At 70.6% G+C, this 20,137-nt stretch carries 22 protein-coding genes and 1 pseudogene; 5 read left to right on the forward strand and 18 right to left on the reverse strand.

The window, feature by feature from the left end:
- Positions 1 to 606 (forward strand): annotated as a pseudogene (locus DQW85_RS45395) (hypothetical protein); the annotation flags it as partial.
- 29 nt (positions 607 to 635) lie between these two features.
- On the opposite strand, the gene DQW85_RS43205 reads toward DQW85_RS45395, so the two are convergent.
- The 5 genes from DQW85_RS43205 to DQW85_RS43225 all read right to left on the reverse strand — a co-directional run bounded on the left by DQW85_RS43205 (position 636) and on the right by DQW85_RS43225 (position 6,006).
- On the reverse strand, positions 636 to 2,282 hold the full coding sequence (locus DQW85_RS43205; protein ID WP_113705530.1) for an acetolactate synthase: 1,647 nt from the start codon (positions 2,280 to 2,282) through the stop codon (positions 636 to 638).
- A gap of 75 nt (positions 2,283 to 2,357) precedes the next feature.
- Positions 2,358 to 3,134, reverse strand: a complete 777-nt coding sequence (locus DQW85_RS43210; protein WP_113705531.1) for a DUF4097 family beta strand repeat-containing protein — start codon at positions 3,132 to 3,134, stop codon at positions 2,358 to 2,360.
- Positions 3,131 to 3,784, reverse strand: coding sequence for a response regulator (locus DQW85_RS43215; protein WP_113705532.1), 654 nt, complete (start codon positions 3,782 to 3,784; stop codon positions 3,131 to 3,133). The genes DQW85_RS43210 and DQW85_RS43215 overlap by 4 nt, the downstream gene beginning before the upstream one ends.
- The gene (locus DQW85_RS43220) at positions 3,775 to 4,935 is read right to left on the reverse strand and encodes a sensor histidine kinase (RefSeq protein WP_113705533.1); all 1,161 of its coding nucleotides are present in this window, start codon (positions 4,933 to 4,935) and stop codon (positions 3,775 to 3,777) included. The genes DQW85_RS43215 and DQW85_RS43220 overlap by 10 nt, the downstream gene beginning before the upstream one ends.
- A gap of 102 nt (positions 4,936 to 5,037) precedes the next feature.
- The gene (locus tag DQW85_RS43225) at positions 5,038 to 6,006 is read right to left on the reverse strand and encodes a thermonuclease family protein (protein WP_113705534.1); all 969 of its coding nucleotides are present in this window, start codon (positions 6,004 to 6,006) and stop codon (positions 5,038 to 5,040) included.
- Positions 6,007 to 6,253: 247 nt separating this feature from the next.
- Here DQW85_RS43225 and DQW85_RS43230 point away from each other — a divergent pair, with 247 nt between their 5' ends.
- On the forward strand, positions 6,254 to 6,841 hold the full coding sequence (locus tag DQW85_RS43230; RefSeq protein WP_113705535.1) for a hypothetical protein: 588 nt from the start codon (positions 6,254 to 6,256) through the stop codon (positions 6,839 to 6,841).
- Positions 6,842 to 7,022: 181 nt separating this feature from the next.
- On the opposite strand, the gene bioB is transcribed toward DQW85_RS43230, so the two are convergent.
- The 4 genes from bioB to DQW85_RS43250 all read right to left on the reverse strand — a co-directional run bounded on the left by bioB (position 7,023) and on the right by DQW85_RS43250 (position 10,885).
- A complete protein-coding gene (gene bioB, locus DQW85_RS43235) occupies positions 7,023 to 8,018 on the reverse strand; it encodes a biotin synthase BioB (RefSeq protein ID WP_113705536.1) in 996 nt (331 codons plus the stop codon).
- Positions 8,015 to 8,737 (reverse strand): dethiobiotin synthase, encoded by a 723-nt coding sequence (gene bioD / locus DQW85_RS43240; protein WP_113705537.1) that lies wholly within the window; start codon positions 8,735 to 8,737, stop codon positions 8,015 to 8,017. Before bioD ends, bioB begins: the two co-directional genes overlap by 4 nt.
- A 283-nt stretch (positions 8,738 to 9,020) precedes the next feature.
- Positions 9,021 to 9,740: a GntR family transcriptional regulator gene (locus tag DQW85_RS43245; protein WP_113705538.1), complete on the reverse strand. Its 720-nt coding sequence runs from the start codon at positions 9,738 to 9,740 to the stop codon at positions 9,021 to 9,023.
- Complete coding sequence (locus DQW85_RS43250; RefSeq protein WP_113705539.1) at positions 9,737 to 10,885, reverse strand: 8-amino-7-oxononanoate synthase; 1,149 nt, start codon at positions 10,883 to 10,885, stop codon at positions 9,737 to 9,739. The genes DQW85_RS43245 and DQW85_RS43250 overlap by 4 nt, the downstream gene beginning before the upstream one ends.
- A 61-nt stretch (positions 10,886 to 10,946) precedes the next feature.
- Here DQW85_RS43250 and DQW85_RS43255 point away from each other — a divergent pair, with 61 nt between their 5' ends.
- Positions 10,947 to 12,455 (forward strand): sensor histidine kinase, encoded by a 1,509-nt coding sequence (locus tag DQW85_RS43255; protein ID WP_113705540.1) that lies wholly within the window; start codon positions 10,947 to 10,949, stop codon positions 12,453 to 12,455.
- A gap of 362 nt (positions 12,456 to 12,817) precedes the next feature.
- Here the strand turns inward: DQW85_RS43255 and DQW85_RS43260 are convergent, their stop codons facing one another.
- Both DQW85_RS43260 and DQW85_RS43265 read right to left on the reverse strand, forming a co-directional pair.
- On the reverse strand, positions 12,818 to 13,072 hold the full coding sequence (locus DQW85_RS43260) for a WhiB family transcriptional regulator (RefSeq protein WP_113705541.1): 255 nt from the start codon (positions 13,070 to 13,072) through the stop codon (positions 12,818 to 12,820).
- A gap of 274 nt (positions 13,073 to 13,346) precedes the next feature.
- A complete protein-coding gene (locus DQW85_RS43265; RefSeq protein WP_113705542.1) occupies positions 13,347 to 14,339 on the reverse strand; it encodes a diacylglycerol/lipid kinase family protein in 993 nt (330 codons plus the stop codon).
- A gap of 132 nt (positions 14,340 to 14,471) precedes the next feature.
- Here DQW85_RS43265 and DQW85_RS43270 point away from each other — a divergent pair, with 132 nt between their 5' ends.
- Entirely contained in the window at positions 14,472 to 14,855 is a 384-nt protein-coding gene (locus DQW85_RS43270; protein WP_113705543.1) for a hypothetical protein, read from the forward strand.
- A gap of 51 nt (positions 14,856 to 14,906) precedes the next feature.
- On the opposite strand, the gene DQW85_RS43275 is transcribed toward DQW85_RS43270, so the two are convergent.
- From DQW85_RS43275 to sodN, 3 genes are all read right to left on the reverse strand, one after another.
- Positions 14,907 to 15,686, reverse strand: coding sequence for an RNA polymerase sigma factor SigF (locus tag DQW85_RS43275; RefSeq protein ID WP_175592535.1), 780 nt, complete (start codon positions 15,684 to 15,686; stop codon positions 14,907 to 14,909).
- A 17-nt stretch (positions 15,687 to 15,703) separates the two neighbouring features.
- Positions 15,704 to 16,129 carry an anti-sigma factor gene (locus DQW85_RS43280; protein ID WP_420819226.1) on the reverse strand — a complete coding sequence of 142 codons (426 nt, stop codon included), beginning with the start codon at positions 16,127 to 16,129 and terminating at the stop codon, positions 15,704 to 15,706.
- A gap of 129 nt (positions 16,130 to 16,258) precedes the next feature.
- The gene (gene sodN / locus DQW85_RS43285) at positions 16,259 to 16,660 is read right to left on the reverse strand and encodes a superoxide dismutase, Ni (RefSeq protein WP_113705544.1); all 402 of its coding nucleotides are present in this window, start codon (positions 16,658 to 16,660) and stop codon (positions 16,259 to 16,261) included.
- Between sodN and DQW85_RS43290 the strand changes: the two genes are divergently transcribed.
- On the forward strand, positions 16,635 to 17,048 hold the full coding sequence (locus DQW85_RS43290) for a S24/S26 family peptidase (RefSeq protein ID WP_420819227.1): 414 nt from the start codon (positions 16,635 to 16,637) through the stop codon (positions 17,046 to 17,048). The two genes, sodN and DQW85_RS43290, sit on opposite strands and share 26 nt — an antisense overlap.
- Here the strand turns inward: DQW85_RS43290 and DQW85_RS43295 are convergent.
- The 4 genes from DQW85_RS43295 to DQW85_RS43310 all read right to left on the reverse strand — a co-directional run bounded on the left by DQW85_RS43295 (position 17,018) and on the right by DQW85_RS43310 (position 19,988).
- Entirely contained in the window at positions 17,018 to 17,461 is a 444-nt protein-coding gene (locus DQW85_RS43295; RefSeq protein WP_113705546.1) for a CGNR zinc finger domain-containing protein, read from the reverse strand. The genes DQW85_RS43290 and DQW85_RS43295 overlap by 31 nt on opposite strands.
- Before the next feature lie 95 nt (positions 17,462 to 17,556).
- The gene (locus tag DQW85_RS43300) at positions 17,557 to 18,300 is read right to left on the reverse strand and encodes an amino acid ABC transporter ATP-binding protein (RefSeq protein ID WP_113705547.1); all 744 of its coding nucleotides are present in this window, start codon (positions 18,298 to 18,300) and stop codon (positions 17,557 to 17,559) included.
- A complete protein-coding gene (locus DQW85_RS43305) occupies positions 18,297 to 19,124 on the reverse strand; it encodes an amino acid ABC transporter permease (protein ID WP_113705548.1) in 828 nt (275 codons plus the stop codon). The genes DQW85_RS43300 and DQW85_RS43305 overlap by 4 nt, the downstream gene beginning before the upstream one ends.
- Before the next feature lie 3 nt (positions 19,125 to 19,127).
- On the reverse strand, positions 19,128 to 19,988 hold the full coding sequence (locus tag DQW85_RS43310) for an ABC transporter substrate-binding protein (protein ID WP_113705549.1): 861 nt from the start codon (positions 19,986 to 19,988) through the stop codon (positions 19,128 to 19,130).
- Between the last annotated feature and the right edge of the window lie 149 nt (positions 19,989 to 20,137).

Raw genomic sequence — 20,137 nt, forward strand, 5'->3', positions numbered from 1 at the left:
CGCGCGGCCAGGGCGCCTCGCAGGGGCGGCCTGATCGCGGGGATCGCCGCCGCGGTGGTGCTCGGCGCGGGCGCGGGCGCGGTGGCCGTGTCGGGCATGAACGCGGCCGAGGAGCCGACCCCCAGCTCCACCACGTCGAACATCGCCGCCTCCGAGCCCACCGACAAGCCGACGACCCGCAGGCCCTCCAGAACGCCCAAGCCCACCGCGAGCACGCCGAAGCCGGACTTCCGGCCCACGGAGAGCGAGCCCACGCTGACGAAGGAGCCCACCAGGGAGCCGACGCCCGAGCGCTCGCCCACGCCCACCACCAAGTCGCCGTCGCCCACGCCCACCAAGCCGGTCGTGAAGAGACCAGTGCCGCGGGTGATCGACAAGCTCTACCCGGAGGCCAGGCGGCTGATCCTGGAGGCGGGCTTCACCATCAGGGCCGACGATCAGACCCATGGCCAGATGCCGCCGGAGTGCCTCAGGATCGGGGAGTCGATCCCCGAGGGGGGCACGATGCTCGAACCGAAGAAGCCGGTCACCCTCGTGCTCATCGAGGCCTACTCGTGCCCGCAACTCACCCCGTCCCCGGCGCCGACCATCACGGCACGCAGATAGCACGGCGAACCGTCTAGCACGGCGAACCGTCAGACCCCCGTCGTGTTGCGGGGGTAGGCGATCCGCGGGTCGGTCGCGATGTTCACCATGTACGGCACGCCTGAGTCGAACGCCCGGCGCAGCGCCGGGCCGATCTCCGACGGCTCGGTGACCAGCTCCCCGCCGCCGCCCAGCGCGGCCACCACCTGGTCGTAGCGGCAGTGCGGTTGCAGCTCGGCGGCCACGTCGTAGCCGTACAGCATCTGCATCGGGTGCTTCTCCAGCCCCCAGATGCCGTTGTTGCCGCACACCATGACCACGGGCAGGTTGTGACGCACCAGCGTGTCGACGTCCATCAGCGAGAAGCCGGCCGCGCCGTCGCCCAGCAGCAGCACCACCTGCGAGGAGGGCCTGGCCAGGCGTGCGGCGATCGAGTAGCCGAGGCCGGTGCCGAGGCATCCGTAGGGGCCGGGGTCGAGCCAGTTGCCGGGCCGGCGGGGCTCGACGTACTTGCCCGCGTAGGAGACGAAGTCGCCGCCGTCGCCGATGACGACCGCGTCCTCGGCCAGCACCTTGCCCAGCTCGCCGTAGACGCGCATCGGGTGGATGGGGTCGCTGTCGGCGGCCAGCAACTCGGCGTCGCCGGCGATGGCGGCGGACGCGGCCTCGGAGAGCCTGCTCACCCAGCCGGCGTAGCGCTCCGGCTTGACACCGGCGTCGCCGCAGGCCGTGCCGAGGCTCCAGAGCACCACGGACAGGTCGCCCGCGGCGGACGCGACCGGCTGCATGTGCGTGGCGAGCTGCGACGGCGCGTCGGCGATGTGCACCACCTTGGCCAGCGGGGCGCCGTCCTTGCCGCCGAACCAGCCGTAGCCGAGACGGAAGTCGAGCGGTGTGCCGATCACGATGACCAGGTCGGCCTGGCCGAAGGCGAGGCCGCGGGCGCGGGTGACGAGCAGCTCGTGGCCTGAGGGCAGGATGCCGCGCCCCTGGCCGTTGGGGATGACGGGGAGCCGCCAGCTCTCCGCGAAGTCGCGGGCCGCCTCCTCGGCGCGGTCCATCCACACGTCCGACCCGAACACCAGCACCGGCCGCTCGGCCTCGGCGATCAACCGGGCGATCGAGGCGAGCGCGTCGGGGTCGGGCTCCAGGGGTGACGGCGTCTGCGTCTGGACCTCGTGCATGGGCGACGGGGCGAACAGGTGGTCCATGTAGAAGTCGAGGAAGACGGGGCCGCGATGGGGGGCCAGGGCCGTGCGGAAGGCCATCTCGACGTCCTGGCCGACCGACTCGGCGTCGCCCGCGGTGAACGCCAGCTTGGTGATCGGGCCGAGCAGCGGCGGGTGGTCCATCTCCTGGAGGGCGCCGCTGCCCCAGCGCGACTGCGGCGCTCTGCCGCCCAGCACGACCACCGGTGAGCCGTTGAAGTGGGCCGTGGCGACGCCGCTGACGCCGTTGGTGATGCCAGGGCCGGCCGTCAGCACGGCCAGGCCGGGTCTCCTCGTCAGCCGGGCGGTGGCCTCGGCGGCGAACACCGCGCTCTGCTCGTGACGTACGTCGAGGATGCGCATGCCCTCGTGCACCGCGCCGTCGTAGAGCGGGAAGACGTGACCTCCGGAGAGGGTGAACATGGTCTCGACGCCATAGGCCTTGGACACGGCGACGGCGGCGTCACCGGCGTGCTTCGCAGACTCCATGCCGGGAACTTACCAACGAGTCACAAGAGTAAACAGGGCTTCAAGTCCAGCCGCCGCCGAGAGGCGCGGGGAGTGTCAGCCGCAGCAGACGTTGATGTGGCCTTCGGCCGTCTCGGCGATGATCCGTCTCGGCGAGCCGTCACTTCTCCGGACGTCGACGTCGACCCTGGGCGCGTTCGTGGTCACGTTGTAGGTGACCTGGTTGGAGGGCACGCGCACGTACACGTCTCCCACGACCCGGACGACGGAGCGCACGTCCGTCGGCGTCTCCTGGAAGGCCAGCGCCACGTCACCGGAGCCCACCTCCACGTCGGCGTGGACGCCGCCCAGGTCCGTCGCCTCCACGCTCCCCGAGCCGCTCCTGACGTACACGTCGCCCGACGTCGCCTCCAGGTACACGTCACCGGAGACGGAGGTCCCGCGCACCTTGCCGCGGATGCGTCGCACGGAGAGCAGGCCGGTGCCCGTGCCGGCCTCGACAGAGGTCTCGGGCGGCACCATGAGAACGTAGTCGGCCTCGCAGATAGGTCCGTCGAACCGGTCGGAACCGGGGCATACCGCGCCGATTTCCAGAGTGTCGCCATCCCACTCCTCGGTGATCCGCGGCTTCTGCCTGGACCAGCGCAGTGACCGCTGCACGACGAGCTCTCCCGCCTCGCCCGGCACGATGTCGATGTCCACGTCGCCGTCCTCGGCGCGGATCGTCACCTGCTCGGCGTCGAACGGGATGGACCGGCGGGTGGTCTCCGTCGGCGGGTCGGCGTCGGCGAAGCCGTGGTAGAGACTCGCGGTGGTGAAGAACAGCGCGATGGCGGTCGTAACGGCGCCCAGGGTCAGCCAGATCGCCCTCATGGCAGGCTCCTGATCTTGAGGAACCGCAGGACGGCCAGCACGCGCCGGTGGTCGCCTTCCGAGGGCGGGAGGTCGAGCTTGGTGAAGATGTTGCCGATGTGCTTGCCCACCGCCCCCTCGCTGAGCACGAGCTCCTGGCCGATGCCCGCGTTGGAGCGGCCTTCGGCCATCAGCTTGAGCACCTCCCGCTCGCGGGGGGTGAGCCGGTCGAGCGGGTCGCTGTGGCCGCGCAGCAGCAACTGGGAGACGACCTCCGGGTCGAGCGCGGTGCCCCCCGCCGCCACCCGGCGCAGCGCGTCTATGAACTCGGCCACGTCCGCCACCCGGTCCTTGAGCAGGTAGCCGACGCCGCCGGTCGCTGAGGCGAGCAACTGGGCGGCGTAGCGCTCCTCCACGTACTGCGACAGCACCAGCACGGCCAGCTCGGGCCGCTGGCGGCGCAGCACCAGAGCCGCGCGCAGGCCCTCGTCGGTGTGCGTGGGCGGCATCCGCACGTCGGTGACCACCAGCTCCGGTTCGTGCTCCTCGGCGGCGCGCAGCAGCCCCTCGGCCTCGGCCACCGCCTCCACCACCTCCATGCCGGCGGCGTCCAGCAGCCGGATGAGCCCCTCGCGCAGCAGCACGGAGTCCTCGGCGAGCACTACTCGCACGGCAGGTCCACCTCGATCGTCGTCGGGCCCCCGAAGGGGCTGGTGAGCCGGAACCTGCCGTCGACGGCGCCGATCCGCTGCGCCAGGCCGCGCAGCCCGGTGCCGGCTTCGAGCGTGGCCCCGCCGCAGCCGTCGTCGTGGACGAGCACGCGCAGCCGGTCGCGCTCGCGCGTCACGGTCACCTCCGCCTTGGTCGCCGCCGCGTGCTTGGCGATGTTGGTGAGAGTTTCGGACACGATGAAGAAGGCCACCGCCTCGATCGTGGGGGAGGGGCGCCGCTCGAGGTCGACGCGGAGCCGCACCGGGAAGGGGGCCCGCGCGGCGACGCCCGAGAGCGCCGCGTCCAGGCCCTGGTCGTTGAGCACCGCCGGATGCAGGCCGCGGACGAAGTCGCGCAGCTCCTTGAGCGCCTGCTTGGCCTCCTCGTGCGCCTGCTCGATGGCGGCGCGGGCGGGCTCGGGCAGGTCGGTGAGCGTGGCGCGGGCCAGGCCGAGGTTCATCGCCAGGGACACCAGGCGCTGCTGGGCGCCGTCGTGCAGGTCGCGCTCGATGCGGCGGCGCTCGGTGTCGGCCGCGTCGATCACTCCGGCGCGGCTCTCGGTCAGCGTCTCGATGCGCCGGCCCAGCTCATGACGGCTCGGGCCGAGCATCACGCGGGCCACCGACAGGTCCAGCGTGGCCATCGCCCGCGCCAGGATCGGCGCGAGCAGCAGCAGGACGGCCCCGATGGCGACGTACACGCCGGCGACGACCGGGTTCCTCAGGTCGAACGGGAAGACCATCGGCGGCGGCTGCAGCTCAGGCTGCACGAACGCCGTCAGCCCCACCACGGCGCCGCTCCACGCCAGCGCGACCGGGGCCGCGCTCACCGCGCTCACCACCGGCGAGAGCAGGTGGTAGCCCGCCTGCCGCCACGTCGCGGAGTCGCGCCAGGACGCGAGGGCGGGAACCGGCGGGATGCGCACGTCGAGGAACGCCGCGAACCGGGAGCGCTGCACCCGCGTGAACCCGGGCAGGCAGCGGCGCAGCAGCGGCGGGAGCAGGGCCAGCAGCAGCGTGAGCTGGCCGAGCACCGCCGAGACCAGTAAACCGGTCATCACATTGGACGTGTCGAGCCATGCCCGTGCCGACCACGGGCGGGGGACTTTCATGGACACAACGGTATTGAGGGGAGAGGGTGGCACGACATGGGTCTGGTGTGCGCGTGCGGGGTGGGGTTAGCCCCACCCCGCACACGCGCCTGCGTCAGGCGCTCACAGGGGCGGCACCGACCAGCCCTTCTCGTGGAAGAGCGGGGCGTGCTCGGAGTTGACGAACAGCCGGTCCTCCGGGTTGGGTACGCGGAAGTAGCTCTGCGGGTGCAGCAGCTCCTTCGCGTTGTCGGAGAGGTCGAGCACGTAGCGGTCCGGGGCGCGGCGCTGCGCCAGGAAGCGCAGCTCGAACGGCAGGACGGCCAGCGGGTTCGCGTGGTCCCACAGGCCCAGCCCGTCCTTGCGGGCCCGCCCCACGGCCTCGCGGGCCCGGCCGAGTGCGCCGGCGCCCCCGATAACGCGGCCGCTCCCGGGTGACGGCACCGCGTCGGCCACCCGCCCCTCCTGCCGGACGAACGGGTCCACGTTCGGCCAGATGAAGTACGGCACCACGTGCCCCGCGGCGAGCAGCCGCTCGTTGTAGGGGGCGGGCCGGGGCTTCTCGCGCTGCTCCCGGTTGACGTAGCAGAGCAGCCGCCCGTACCTGTCGAGGATCTCGTGCGCGAACGCCAGCCTCAGCTTGAACGAGGTCTCCGTGTGCCCCTGCTCGGTGATGTCACGCGCGATCATGTCCTTGAGCGCCCGCGTGGCGGGCGCCGCGTGGTGGGCGTGGTTGGGGGCGGCCTCAGGACCGAGCCGGGCCAGCAGGTGCCCGAGCAGGGCCGCGCGGAGGGCCAGCTCCGGGAAGCCCTCGGCGAACGGGTCGGTGAGGAACGTCGTCCAGGCGGGATCGTCGATGTCGACGAATCCCTTGGGGAAGTCCGGGAAGTCAGGGCTGCGAGGCAGCTCGAAGCTGACCTCGGGAGCGTCCACGCCCAGCAGGCGCACGCCGAAGTTGCCGTCGGCGGCGATGTTGATCGTGTCGCCGTCGTGCACGATCTTTTCCACCGGCTGGGGCACGCCGTTGCGGCGGGCCAGCAGCCCGTGGCCGACCGTGATGCCGGGAACAGGTTGTTCGATCGCCTTCACCATCAGCTCCAAACAACGCCAGAGAGGGCCGTCACAGGATGTCGCGGTGTGCTGCATCCTCTGTGACGGTCACACCGCCGCCCTGCCAAGGCAAGCCTTGATGGGGCTCAATGCGGGATGAAGCCCGCAGGCAAACCATCCGCTTACCCTCCACGAGCCGGCGAGCGCGGGGGGGCTGGGCCTGTCGCGCTGAACCAAATCCCGGTACGCGGCATCTCATGTGTTGTCACCAACGTGGGGGAGGCCCGGGATGTTGCAGATGGGAGTGACCGTCATGGCCGCGGCGGCGGTGCTGGGTGGCCCGGGCGGGCTGCTGGAGGGCACGTTGTTCATGGAGTCGCACCCGCCGGCGAGGTCGTGGGAGAGCTACACGTCGAGCGACTCGCTGAAGCGCCCCCTGCGGCTCAACCCCTGCGACCGCGAGAAGGCGTGGGACAAGGGCCGGGTGGCGGCCAGGACCATGGCCTTCATCGGCGAGGCCTACGACATGAAGGACGAGCAACTCGTCGTCTACAAGGACGTGGCCCACGCCAAGAAGGCGATGCGTGGGCTGCGGGCCGAGCTGGCGCGCTGCGCGGACATGAAGGGCGAGGGGCACGACCGCTACCGCTACTTCACCAAGCCGGTCCGCGTGGGCGACGAGGGGCTGCGGGCGGGCGGCCTCTACTTCGAGAGCTCCACGAGGTCGGTCGTGGTGCGGCGGGGGGCCGCGCTCTACGTGGTGGGCGAGTCCGGGAGGGTGTCCAGGAGCCTGCCGCTCAAGCACTTCCGCGGCCTGATCGCGCAGGCGGAGAAGATGGCCGTGAAGGTCTGCGACCTTCCCGAGGCCGCCTGCTGATCAGGCGGACGACCGGGCCGGGCGGTGGGTGGTGCGGCTGCGGGCGGGGGCCGCAGCCGCACCACGGCGTGAAGGGGGCCGGAAGGCGTCTGGAGGCGTGCAGGAGGGGCGGGAAGGACCGGTCCAAGGGGGGAAGGGTGTTCGGCGGGCAGAAGGCTGTTCAGCGGGTCTGGGAGCGGCGTCAGAGGGTCTGGGAGAGGGCCTTGATGGGCATCTTGAGCTCGTCGAGCAGGTCCAGGTCACGCTCCGGCGAACGGCCCAGCGTGGTCAGGTAGTTGCCCACGATGATCGCGTTGATGCCGCCGAGCATGCCGTCGCGGGTGCCGAGGTCGCCCAGGGTCACCTCGCGGCCTCCGGCGTAGCGCAGGATCGTGCGTGGGAGGGCCAGCCGGAACGTGGCGATCGTGCGCAGCGCCTCGGGCCCCGACACGACCGGGTAGTCGCCGAACGGGGTGCCGGGGCGCGGGTTGAGGAAGTTCAGCGGCACCTCGTGGGGCTCCAGCTCGCCGAGCTGGGCGGCGAACTCCGCGCGCTGCTCCAGCGTCTCGCCCATGCCGACGATGCCGCCGCAGCAGAGCTCCATCCCCGCCTCGCGCACCATCAGGCAGGTGTCCCAGCGCTCCTCCCAGGTGTGCGTGGTCACGACGTTTCCGAAGTGCGACCGCGCGGTCTCCAGGTTGTGGTTGTAGCGGTGCACGCCCATCGCGGCCAGGTCGTCGACCTGCTCCTGGGTGAGCATGCCGAGCGAACAGGCGACGTTGATCTCGACGGCCTCGCGGATCGCCTCGACGCCCTTGCGCACCTGGTCCATCAGCCGCCGGTCGGGGCCGCGCACGGCCGCCACGATGCAGAACTCGGTCGCGCCCGTCGAGGCCGTCTCTTTGGCCGCCTTGACCAGCTCGTCGATGTCCAGCCAGACGGCCCGCACGGGCGAGGAGAACTGACCGGACTGCGAGCAGAAGTGGCAGTCCTCAGGGCAGCCGCCCGTCTTCAGCGAGACGATGCCCTCGACTTCCACCTCGGGCCCGCACCACTTCATGCGGACGTCGTGGGCCAGCGCGAGCAAGTCGCCCAGCCGCTCGTCGGGCAGGCGCAGGCACTCCAGCGCCTGCCCGCTGTCCAGTCCTTTGCCCTCGTCGAGCACCTGCACGCGGGCGATCTCCAGGATGTCGGTCACGCGGACAGCTTAAAGGTCCGCTTGAACGAGGCGAGGTCCAACCCACCCCCCAGCGTGACCGACAGGCTCCGGCGGGCCAGGCCGGAGAACTCCTCCTCGCCCAGCGCGCCCGCCCCTTCCGGCAGCACGCCCGCGAGGGGGCGTGCGGCCAGCATCTCCAGGTCGGCCACGTTGCTCCGCTCGGCCTCACCCGGGTCGTCCGGCCACGACCCGATCACCAGCCCCGCCAGGTCGAGCCCCCGGTGCGCCAGCGCCTCCAGCGTGAGCGCGGTGTGGTTGAGCGTGCCCAGGCCGGCCCGGACGACCACCAGCACCGGCGCCCCGAGCATCCGCGCCAGGTCGGCCAGCGTGCCGCCGTCCTCGTCGAACCGCACCAGCAGCCCGCCCGCGCCCTCGACCAGCACGAGCCTGCTGGTCTCGGCCAGCTCGCCGATCCGCTCGGCCGCCGCGGCCAGCGAGACGGGCGGCTCCCCCGCGGCCCTCGCGGCGGCGGCAGGGGAGAGCGCGGCGGGGTAGCGGGCCAGCTCGAACGTGGTCGGCACCCCGGACAGCCGGATGACCTCGTCGAGATCCCCGGGCTCGCCGGGGGCCACGCCCGTCTGGGCCGGTTTCACCACGGCGACGCTCGACCCCCGCTGCCTGGCCAGCGACGCCACGGCCGCGGTCACGACCGTCTTGCCGACCCCGGTGTCCGTCCCGCTGACGATGAGAACACTCACCGGCCCAGCCTAGAGAACCACCGCGCTCGAACACGCCACCACGCGTCGACAGCCAGTGGGGCATCGGGACGGCGGGCCCAAGTAGGCATCGGGGTGGGGGGCATGCTGTGCGTCGGGGTGGATGGGGCCATGCGGTGTGTCGGCCGTGGTGTGGCCCACAAGACGCCGTGACGGCGGCCCGCTGTCACCCGGTCAGCGGGCGTCTTCCTGGAGGCCCTCAGCCACGGTCGGCGGGTGGCGGCCCACTTGGCCGTGCCGTAACAGGAGATGGAAGGAAGCAGGGTCAGGGGCGGCGGAGACGGGTGACGAACTTGTAGCGGTCGCCGCGGTAGAGGGACTGGGCCCATTCGACCGGGTTGCCGTCGGCGTCGAAGGCGTGGCGGGTGAGGAGGAGCATCGGCAGGCCCACGTCCACACCCAAGGCCTTGGCGTCGTACGGGGTGGCCAGGACGGTTTCGATGATCTCCTCGGCGTCGGTGAGCCGCACGTTGTAGGCGTTGTGCAGCGTCTCGTACAGCGACGAGTGCACCTCCAGCTCGCGGCGCAGCCGGGGGAAGCGGCGGGCCGACAGGTGCGTGGTGTCGATCGAGACCGGCTCGCCGTTGGCCAGCCGGAGCCGGTGGATGCGCAGGACGCGCCCGCCCGGGTTGATGGCCAGGCGGCGGGCCAGCGTCTCGTCGGCGGTGATGTAGCCGATGTCAAGGATCTTGGTGTCCGGTTCGAGGCCGGCGGTGCGCAGGTCGCCGATGTACGACGTGAGCTGGAGCACCTGGGCCACCTTCGGCTGGGCGACGAACGTGCCCTTGCCCTGGATGCGCAGCAGCCGCCCCTCGACCACCAGCTCGGTCAGCGCCTGCCGGACGGTGGTGCGGGAGGTCTCGAACCGTACGGCCAGCGCCCGTTCCGGAGGCAGCGCCGTGCCGGCGGGCAGGCTCTTGGTGAGCTCCAGCAGGCTGCGCTTCACGTCGTAGTACTTCGGTACGCGAGGGCCGTCGTCCGTCACGCTCTCACCTTCACTTCTGCCACGGCGGTGAGGGCGTGTCTGATCACCGCTAGATCATCCGAACTCAGATTGGCCCGAGCGGTCAACCGCAGGCAAGACCGGCCCACCGGCACCGAGGGCGGGCGGAAGCACCCCACGCGTACTCCCAGCTCCGCACAGGTGGCGGCGGCCGTCAGTGCGGTCTCGGGCCGGCCGAGCACGACGGGCACGACCGCGCCCGCCGGCTCGCTCGTCTCGAGGTCGAGCTCGCGGGCCGCCGCGGCCAGCTCGCCCGCCATCAGACGCGCACGTCCTGGCAGCTCAGGCTGATGCTGAAGGATATCCACAGCGGCCGAGGCGGCGGCAACCGAGGCGGGCGCCAGGCCGGTGTCGAAGATGAACGACCGGCCCGTGTCGATCAACGTGTCGATCACCTCCGGCTCGCCCAGCACAGCTCCACCCTGCGATCCGAGCGACTTGGACAGTGTGACGGTTCTCACAATGTGAGATTCCCGAAAAAGGCCGGTTGAGTGCACCAAACCGCGCCCCCGTTCGCCCACGACGCCGAGCGAGTGGGCCTCGTCGACGACCAGCAGGGCGCCGTGCCGCGCGGCCACGGCGGACAGCTCAGCGACCGGCGCCACGTCCCCGTCGACGGAGAACACGGCGTCCGTCACCACGACCGCGCGCTCCTCGTCCCGTCCGGCCAGCGCCTTCTCCACGGCCGCCACGTCCTTGCGCGGCGTGACCACGACCCGCGCCCGCGCCAGCCGGCACCCGTCCACGATCGAGGCGTGGTTGCCCGCGTCCGAGACCACCAGCCCGCCCCGGCCGAGCGCCGCCACGGCCGCCAGGTTGGCCAGGTAGCCCGACGAGAACACCAGAGCCCCCGCCGCCCCGCAGAAGGCCGCCAGCTTCGTCTCCAGCTCCTGGTGGAGCCGCGTGGACCCGGTGACCAGGCGGGAGCCCGTCGAGCCCGCTCCCCACGTCCGCACCGCCTCGACGGCCGCCTCGATCAGCCGGGGGTCACGGCTCAGCCCCAGGTAGTCGTTCGAGGCCAGGTCGAGCATGCCGTCGTCGTCGGGGGTGCGGGGACGCAGCGCGCGCTTGAGGCCGGCGGCTCGCCGGTCGGCTGTGGCCTTGCGAAGTACTGCCAGGGGATCCATGTGCGCATTCAATCAGGGGGCCGGTTTGGTTGTTGTGCCCAGGACCACGCATGATGCACTCGTGCCCACACTGAGCGACCTCGTCGTCCGCCACACCGCACTCGACGCGGCGGACCTCGAATGGCTGCACTCGCTGGTCTCCGACTGGCAGTTGCTCGCCGACCTGTCATTCGCCGACCTCGTGCTGTGGGCGCCGCTGCTCCCGTCCGACAAGGAGCCCGGAGGCGGGTGCGACCAGCGGCACGGCGGCGGATGGATCGCCATCGCGCAGATGCGGCCCACGACGGGGCCCACCGTCTACCACGACGACGTCGTCGGCACCGTCGTCGCCAAGGGCGAGCGCCAGCTCATCGACACCGCCTGGAACGAGCGGCGCATCTGCCGCGAGGGCGACCCCGACTGGTCGAGCGGCGTTCCGGTGCGCGAGGAGACCATCCCGGTACGGCGGGCGCTCCCGGGCGGCGGGGGCCGCTTCCTCGCGGTTATCCAGCGCTCCACCAACCTCTCCTCCGCCCGCACCCCGTCGCGCCTGGAGCTGACCTACCTGCAGAGCGCCTCCGACCTGGCGCAGATGGTCGCAGAGGGCCGCTTCCCGTTCTCCGGCGAGGAGCCGATCCTGGTGCGCTCGCCCCGCGTGGGCGACGGGCTGCTGCGGCTCGACCGGGCCGGCCGGGTGACGTACGCCTCGCCGAACGCGCTGTCGGCCTACCGGCGGCTCGGGCTCCACGCCGACCTGGTGGGCGCCGAGCTGGGCCGGGTGACGGCCACGCTGTGCTATTCGGACGAGCCCATCAACGAGGACCTCATGATCGTGGCCAGCGGGCGGGCGGCCAAGGAGACGGAGGTCGAGTCCGGCGGCACGATCGTGCAGCTCCGCGCGATCCCGCTGATCGTGAGCGGCGGGCGCATCGGCGCGCTCGTGCTGATCCGCGACGTGACCGAGCTGCGGCGGCGCGAACGCGAGCTGATGACCAAGGACGCGACGATCCGCGAGATCCACCACCGCGTCAAGAACAACCTGCAGACCGTGGCCGCGCTCCTCCGCCTCCAGGCGCGGCGGTTGCGCGTGCCGGAGGGGCGGGAGGCGCTGGAGGAGGCCGTGCGCCGGGTCGGTTCGATCGCGATCGTGCATGAGACGCTCTCCCACGCGCCGGAGGAGTTCGTCGACTTCGACGACATCGCCGACCGGGTGATCGCGATGGCCGGCGAGGTGTCGTCGGCGGAGGCGGCGGTCACGCCGCGGCGGGTGGGCGCGTTCGGGGTGCTGCCCTCGCTGATCGCCACCCCGCTGGCGATGGCGCTGACCGAGCTGCTGCAGAACGCCCTGCAGCACGGCAACCCCAAGCGGCTGCAGGTGGTGGTCAAGCCGGAGGCCGACCGGCTCAACGTGGTCGTCTGGGATGACGGTCAGGGGGTGCCGGACGACTTCGACCTCGACAGCACGACGAGCCTGGGGCTGCAGATCGTGCGGACGCTGGTCGTGGGGGAGCTGTCGGGCAGGCTGGCGATCGAGCCGCGCGAGGGCGGGGGCACGGAGGTCACGCTGTCGATCCCGCTGCCCGCCACATGACGGTCCGCCACGTGCTCCCGAGCCCTCTTCACGGTGCTCCCGAGCCCTCTTCACGGTGCGTGCTCACGAGCCCTCTTCACGGTGCTCACGAGCTCTCGTAGCGGTGCTCGCGAGCCCTCGTCGTGCGGAACGTGACCGCACCGGAGGGCTCGCAGCCGCACTGCTCCCGGGCCGTGCCTGGCTGGGTCGTATCGCCGTGCTGTCGCAGGGGGTTGCCTGCGTACACGTGCGATCGACAGGCGGGGGCGTGCGGGTGCCGCCCCCGGCAGGCGTACGGCGTGCCGGATTCAGTGGCCGGTTTCAGTGGCCGGTTTCAGTGGTCTGTTTCGGTGGCCGGTTTCAGTGTTCGGTCAAGTGGCCGGTCAAGCGGAGGCGCGGGCGCGGGCGCGGGCCGTGCGGCGCTTGAGCGCGCGGCGCTCGTCCTCGCTGAGCCCGCCCCAGACGCCGGCGTCCTGACCGGACTCAAGGGCCCACTTCAGACACGCGTCGACAGCCGGACACGAGCGGCAGACCTGCTTGGCCTCCTCGATCTGCATGAGCGCGGGGCCGGTGTTGCCGATCGGGAAGAACAGCTCGGGGTCCACGTCACGGCAGGCGGCTCGGTGGCGCCAGTCCATGCGTACTCCTTTGTAGATGGAGCCGGTGGTCGGCTCCGGGCGGCCACTACTTTGTGAAGAGTTTCACTAACGCGCGCGAACAATTACCCGGACCCACTGCGGACCGGGATTGCTCGCCGGACGGGCGGAACGACCTCGGGGTTACGGTCAAAGGTCCTACGTTCCGACGTCAGTCTTGAGCCTGTCAGCCACGTAGAGTGCACGCAAGGGGTCGGGCCGAAGTTTTGGCCGCAATAGATGTCGTATGCGTCACACAATGACCGAATGTAACCAGCTAGACCAGTACTTGTAACGCGTTCGGGGTAGACCGGAACGTTACGGACTCCCGCTCGCCCAGGTAGTCGCCGTCCAGCTGGAAAGCCACCGGGCGGTCCGCCGTGAGCGTGAACTGCCGCTCGTCGTGCAGTTGCACCAGGTGCCTGCCCGTCGGAAGCGCCTCACTCTCGGTGAGGATGTGGCGGATGAGAGGCAGCAGCGAGATCAGTCCCAGCCGCCGGAGGCCCAGCATGTCGAGCCCCGTCTCGAAGCTCGCCCACGGGGTGGGCCGGACCGGCCTCGTCCCCACGTACGTCCACGGAGAGGTGTTGGAGACGACCACCATGAACACGCCCTCGACCGTGGGTATGCCCGGTCCGGTCAACGTCATGGCCGGATGGCGCTTGTCGGTGGCCAGATAGTGGCGTACGGCGGTGTTCACGTAGCGGGCGGGGGTGGCCTTGCGTCCCGTGCCGCGGAGCCCTTCGACCGCTCGGACCACTTCCGCGTCGTACCCCATCCCCGCGCAGAACGTGAAATATCGGCTTTCGTTGCCCCAGAGGGCCTGCCCGAGGCCCACGGTCCTGCGACGTCCCTCCCGCAGCGCTTCGAGCACCGCGCCGGTGGCCTCGACCGGGTCGTTCGGCAGGCCGAGCCCGCGGGCGAAGACGTTCGCGCTGCCGCCCGGGATGACGATCAACCCGGGGCGCCCGGCGCTGGGATCGCCGCCGGGAAGGGGAGCGGGGGCATGCGCGGAGGGCGGGGAGTCATGGCCGTTGACCGGGTTGAGCAGGCCGTTCACCGTCTCGTTGATCGTCCCGTCGCCGCCGAGCACGACCACCACGTCGTATCCCTTGGCCCGCGCGGTGGCGGCCAGCGTGGCCGCGTGCCCCCGGTAGCCGGTCTCCTCGACGGTCAACTCCAGGGCCGCGCCGAGCGCGCGGATCAGCACGTCCCGCGTCCGGGCGTTCGTGGTCGTGGCCTTGGGGTTGACCAGCAGCATCGCGCGCATGTCGCCAGCGTATCCGGGCTCGATGTCTATCTTGTCGGGTAAATTCCTATTTTGCTTATCGGAGCGTCCCCGAACTCGCGAGCCCGAAGGGCCAGGGGTGGGACCGGTGGGCGGTGTGGATAGGGTTCCGGTGTGTCGAAGCGTCCCTTGAGCCTGGTCGTCGCCGCACTCGTGGTCGCCCTCGAAGGGCTGGTGGCGGTCGGCCTGGGCGCCTTCGCCGCGGTCGAGACGGTGCGCGGGGCCGCCGACGAGGTCACGGCGGCGATCGCCGAGGCGGTGTTCGGGCTGCTGATCGGCGCGGGGCTGCTCTGGGTGGCCTGGGGCGGGCTGCTCAGGGCCGAGCGGTGGGGGCGTGCCCCCAGCGTGCTGACCCAGATCTTCATGGTTCCCGTCGCGGTGACGCTCATCCAGTCGGACCAGCCGCTGCTCGGGATCCCGCTGATCGTGGTGGCCGTGATCGGCCTCGGATCGTTGCTCGCGCCCCCCACCACGCACGCCCTCTACGGCGAGGAGTGACCCCGGACGCCCGCCCGGCGTAGCCGGGGGCGCGGCGGCGTGACGGGGCACTTAGTCGTCGGCGGTGAGGCCCTCGCGGAGCTGCGCCAGCGTGCGGGCCAGCAGTCGCGAGACGTGCATCTGCGAGATGCCGAGCTCGGTCGCGATCTGCGACTGGGTCATGTTGCCGAAGAACCGCAGCAGCAGGATGCGCTTCTCGCGCGGCGGCAGGCGCTCCAGCAGCGGCTTGAGCGACTCGCGGTATTCGACGCCTTCGAGCGACTCGTCCACGATGCCCAGCGAGTCGGACACCGCCGGAGCGTCGTCGTCACCGGAGTCGGGCGCGTCGAGCGAGACGGTCGAGTAGGCGTTGGCCGATTCGAGGCCCTCCAGGACCTCTTCCTCGGTCATCTTCAGGTAGGCGGCGAGCTCGGCGACGGTCGGCGCCCGGCCCTCGCGCTGCGACAGGTCGCTGATCGCCTTGGTCAGCGACAGCTTCAGCTCCTGCAGGCGGCGCGGCACGCGGACCGCCCAGCCCTTGTCGCGGAAGTGGCGCTTGATCTCGCCCACGATGGTCGGCGTGGCGTAGGTGGAGAACTCCACCCCGCGGTTGAGGTCGAACCGGTCGATCGACTTGATCAGCCCGATCGTGGCGACCTGCGTGAGGTCGTCGAGCCATTCGCCCCTGTTGCGGAACCTGCGGGCGAGGTATTCGACCAGCGGAAGGTGAAGCTCGACCAGCTCGTCCCTGATGCGCTGACGGCGCGGCTCCTCGGGGCCCAGCTCGGCCAGCTCGGCGAAGAGCATGCGGGCGCGGACCCTGTCGGGCACGGCGTGATCGCTGGTGGCCATGGCTCCAGTCCTTTCCGTCACGCCGGCCTCGCCGCGCCTCGGCGCTTACGCAGGACGATCGCCATGCGGTCGGGGGAGTCGGTCACCGCTTCCACGTCGTCGGCCAGGGCGGTCAGAACCATCCAGGCGAAGTCGTCACGCTTGGGCGCGGAGCTGCCGACCGTCGCCACCTCGACCCTGACCTGCATCTCCAGCCCGGTCAGCTCGAACTCGGCGGTCAGATCGGTGCCCGGCACGGCCTCGCTCAGGAGCATGGCGCACGCTTCGTCGACCGCGATCCGCAGATCCTCGATCTCGTCGAGCGTGAAGTCGAGCCGAGCGGCGAGCCCGGCCGTGGCCGTACGCAGCACGGACAGGTAAGCGCTCGCCGCGGGGAGCCTGATGCTCACCACGTCACGGATGCCGGCCTCGCCTTCCATGCGCGTCTCGGTTTCCTCGGTCACGTTCCTCCTCGCGTATACGACGCTGACTGCAACTTACCGCCCCTGAGAGGTGCTTGGACGAATCAGACTCGCCATCAACGGAAAAGGCTCTGTGCAGAGCGTTACCACACAGAGCCTTATGTGCCGTTTTTACGCGGCCTTGGTCTCCCAGAAGATCTTGGAGATCTCGTCGATCTTGCCGAGGAGGTCCTCCGCCTTGGCGACGTCGACCGTGCCCTTGGCGCCCGCCGCGCCCGCGAGCTTGGTGGCGTCCCAGAACAGCTGGTGCAGCTGGGGGTACTGCTCCAGGTGCGGCGGCTTGAAGTAGTCGGTCCAGAGCACCCAGAGGTGGTGCTTGACCAACTCGGCCCGATCCTCCTTGATGGTGAGCGCGCGGGCGCGGAAGACCGGGTCCTCGTTCGCCGCGTACTTCTCCATGATCGCCTTGACGGACTCCGCCTCGATCCTGGCCTGCGCGGGGTCGTAGACACCGCAGGGCAGGTCGCAGTGAGCCGAGGCGACGTGCTTGGGTCGCAGCAGTCGTGCGAGCATCGGAAAGTCCTTCCTTGATGCTGAGTCAGCTTGGTCCAGTTACCGACCTTACTCGGGTGCCAGGGCCTGCGGCGGAGGGGGTCACGGCCTTATGAGAGTGCGTGTCGAGGGCGATTCGATGCGCCCCGCGCTGATGCCCGGCGACTGGCTTCTGGTGCTGCGGGGCGCCCGGATCCACCCCGGCGACCTCGTCGTCGCGAGGCTGCCGGGCGACCCCGGCCGGCTGATCGTGAAGCGCGCCCAGTGGCACGGCGAGGACGGCTGGTGGCTGGAGAGCGACAACCAGCGGGCCGGGGGCCGCCGGGACAGCTGGGACTTCGGCCCGGTCAGCGACATCGTGGGCCGCGTGGTGCTGCGCTACTGGCCCCTCTTGAGGCGGGCGCGGTAGGCGGCGACGTTCGCCCGGCTGGCGCAGCGCGCTGAGCAGTAGCGGCGCGAGCGGTTCGAGGAGGTGTCGAGGAAGGCCCGCGAGCACCGCGGCTCCTGGCACCGGCCGAGCCGTTCGGTGCCCACTTCGGCGACGACCGCGGCCAGGCCCATCACGGCGCCGGCGGCGGAGTCGGCGGCGGAGTCGGCGGCCAGGTGCAGGTGCCAGCGCCGGCCGTCGTGCGCGGAGAGCTGGGGGTGCACCGGATAGGTGGCGAGCAGCGCGTTGAGCAGGGCCGCCACGGCGTCCTCGTCGCCGGAGGCCGCGGCTGCGAAGACCGCCTCCAGCTCGTCGCGCAGCCCCCTCAGCTCGGACGGCGGGCCGGGGTCGTTGACGAGCCGGACCGCCCACTCGGCGTAAGAGGTCAAGTCCATGCCGGAGTATTACATGCCGCCGGGAGGAGGCAGAGCGGAGACCATGACGGCGGGGCCCGGGTAGGGGCCCCGCCGTCACGGGCGGTCCGGCGCGGTCAGTCCTCGGGGTGCAGGACGCGGCGGAGGAAGGTACGGGTCCGCTCATGCTGGGGGGCGCCGATCACCTGGGCGGGAGGCCCGTCCTCGACGATGACACCGCCGTCCATGAACACGACCCGGTCGGCGACCTCACGGGCGAAGCCCATCTCGTGGGTCACCACGAGCATGGTCATGCCCTCCTCGGCCAGCTTGCGCATGACCGCCAGCACGTCGCCGACCAGCTCCGGGTCGAGCGCCGAGGTGGGCTCGTCGAACAGCATCAGGTCGGGGCTCATGGCCAGCGCCCTGGCGATGGCCACCCGCTGCTGCTGCCCGCCCGAGAGCTGGGCGGGGTAGGAGGCGGCCTTCTCGCCGACGCCCACCCGGTCGAGGTTGGTCCTGGCGACGTCCTCGGCCTCCTTCCTGCCCCGCTTGAGCACGCGCTGCTGGGCGATCATCACGTTCTGCAGCGCGGTCATGTGTGGAAAGAGGTTGAACTGCTGGAACACCATGCCGATGCGGCGCCTGACGGCGTCGATGTCCGCGTCGGGGTCGGTGATCTCGACCCCCTCGACCAGGACCTTGCCCCTGGTCGGCTGTTCCAGCAGGTTCACGCAGCGCAGCAGCGTCGACTTGCCCGAGCCGGAGGGGCCGATCACGCAGACCACCTGGCCTGGCTCGACCGTGACGTCGATGCCCCTGAGCACCTCGTTCATGCCGAAGTGCTTGTGCAGGTCCTTGATCTCGATGGCGTGCGTCATCGGGCCCTCACCTTGCGCTTCTCCAGCCGGTTCGCGAGGTGGCCCAGCGGGATCGTGACGAGCAGGTACGTCACGCCGGAGACCATGATCGGCGTGGCGTTGGCGTACTGCGAGGCCAGGTCGTTGCCGAACTTGGCCAGCTCCACGTACTCCCCTGAGACACCGAGGAACAGCACCAGCGAGGAGTCCTTGAGCAACGACACGAACTGGTTGGTGGTCGGCGGGATCACGATCCTGATGGCCTGCGGGATCACCACGGTGGCCTGCGCCCTGCCCGCCGACATGCCCAGCGACCTGGCCGCCTCGGTCTGGCCCTTGGGCACGGCCTGCAGGCCCGCCCTGAAGACCTCCGCCTGGTAGGCCGCGCCCACCAGGCCGAGCCCCAGGATGGCCTGCCCGTAGGTGCCGCCGGGCACCGTGAAGCCGGGCAGCGCCAGGGGCAGGAAGGTGATCATCAGGAAGATGAGCAGGGCGGGCAGGCCACGGAAGATCTCGATGTACAGCGTCGAGATCCAGCGGTAGGGCCGGACCGTGGACAGCCGCATGAGCGCGAGCACGAGCCCCAGCAGGAAGGCGAAGACGAACCCGCCGACGGTGTAGATGATGGTGTTCTTGAGCGCGATCGTGAACAGCTCGGGCAGCGTCTTCTCGGCCACGTCGGGCTTGGCGAAGTTCTGCGCCAGGCTCGTCCAGTCGGCGTACAGGACGACGCCCACGACCACGGCGACCAGCACCACGTACTGGACGGCGCGGCTGATCTGCTGCTTCTTGCGGGGGCTGAGCCGGGGCTTGCCCGGCTCAGCCGCCACTGACTGGTCCGTCATGGATCAGCCCAGCTCACCAGGCTTCTTGCCGAACCACTTCACGTAGATCTTCTCGTACGTGCCATCGGCCTTGGCGGCGGTGATCGTGTCGTTCACGGTCTTGAGCAGGACCGGGTCGGCCCCCTTCTTCAGGCCGATGCCGTACTGCTCGCCGGTGTTGAGGCTGGCGATCAGCTCGAACTTGTCAGCGATCTCCGGCTTCTTCAACCAGGTCAGCACCACGGGCAGGTCCTGGACGATCACGTCGGCCTGGCCGGACTGCAGAGCCAGCAGCTCCTTGGCCGAGTCGGCGTACTCCGTCGGGTTGAATCCCTGCTTCTTGACGTAGTCGAGGCCGGTCGTGGACGCCTGCGCGCCCAGCTTGAGGTTCTTGGCCTTGACGTCCTCCAGCGACGTGGCGCCGGTGCCCTTCTTGGCCAGCAGCGCCTGCGTGGCGTCGAAGTACGGGACGGAGAAGTCGATGTTCTGCTGCCGCTCGGGCGTGATGGTCATGCCCGCCGCGGCGACGTCACACTTGCCCGAGGCCATGGCAGCGCCGCTCTTGATCACGGCGAAGTCGATGTCCACGATCTGCTGTGTCACACCGAGCTTCTTGGCTGCCAGGTCCACGATGTCGACGTCGAACCCGACGATCTTGCCGCTCGCGTCCTTGAACTGGAACGGTTCATACGGGATGTTGGTGCAGGTGGTTAGCTTGCCCGGATTCACGAGCTTCGCACCGGCCGCCGCACCCGTGCCGCCAGGGCTGGCGGTCGCGGTCGTGCCGCCTCCCGAGCCGCCGCCACATGCGGACAGCGCCAAGGTGGCGGCAACGGCGAGCGCGCTGAAGGTGTACCCGCGGCGGCTCTTGGACCAGAGGGCCATGTCAGGCCTCCTCAAAGGTATATGTCATGAATGTTGCGTTTTGCGAAGCCTAAATCGCCTATTGCGACGATCTGTCATCGGAGATTTAACGATGCGTCAACAGAACAGCGTCGGCCTCGGTACCGATGGCCGTCTCACCATGTGGCACT

This window comes from Nonomuraea lactucae (assembly GCF_003313395.1).
GTDB lineage: Bacteria > Actinomycetota > Actinomycetes > Streptosporangiales > Streptosporangiaceae > Nonomuraea > Nonomuraea lactucae.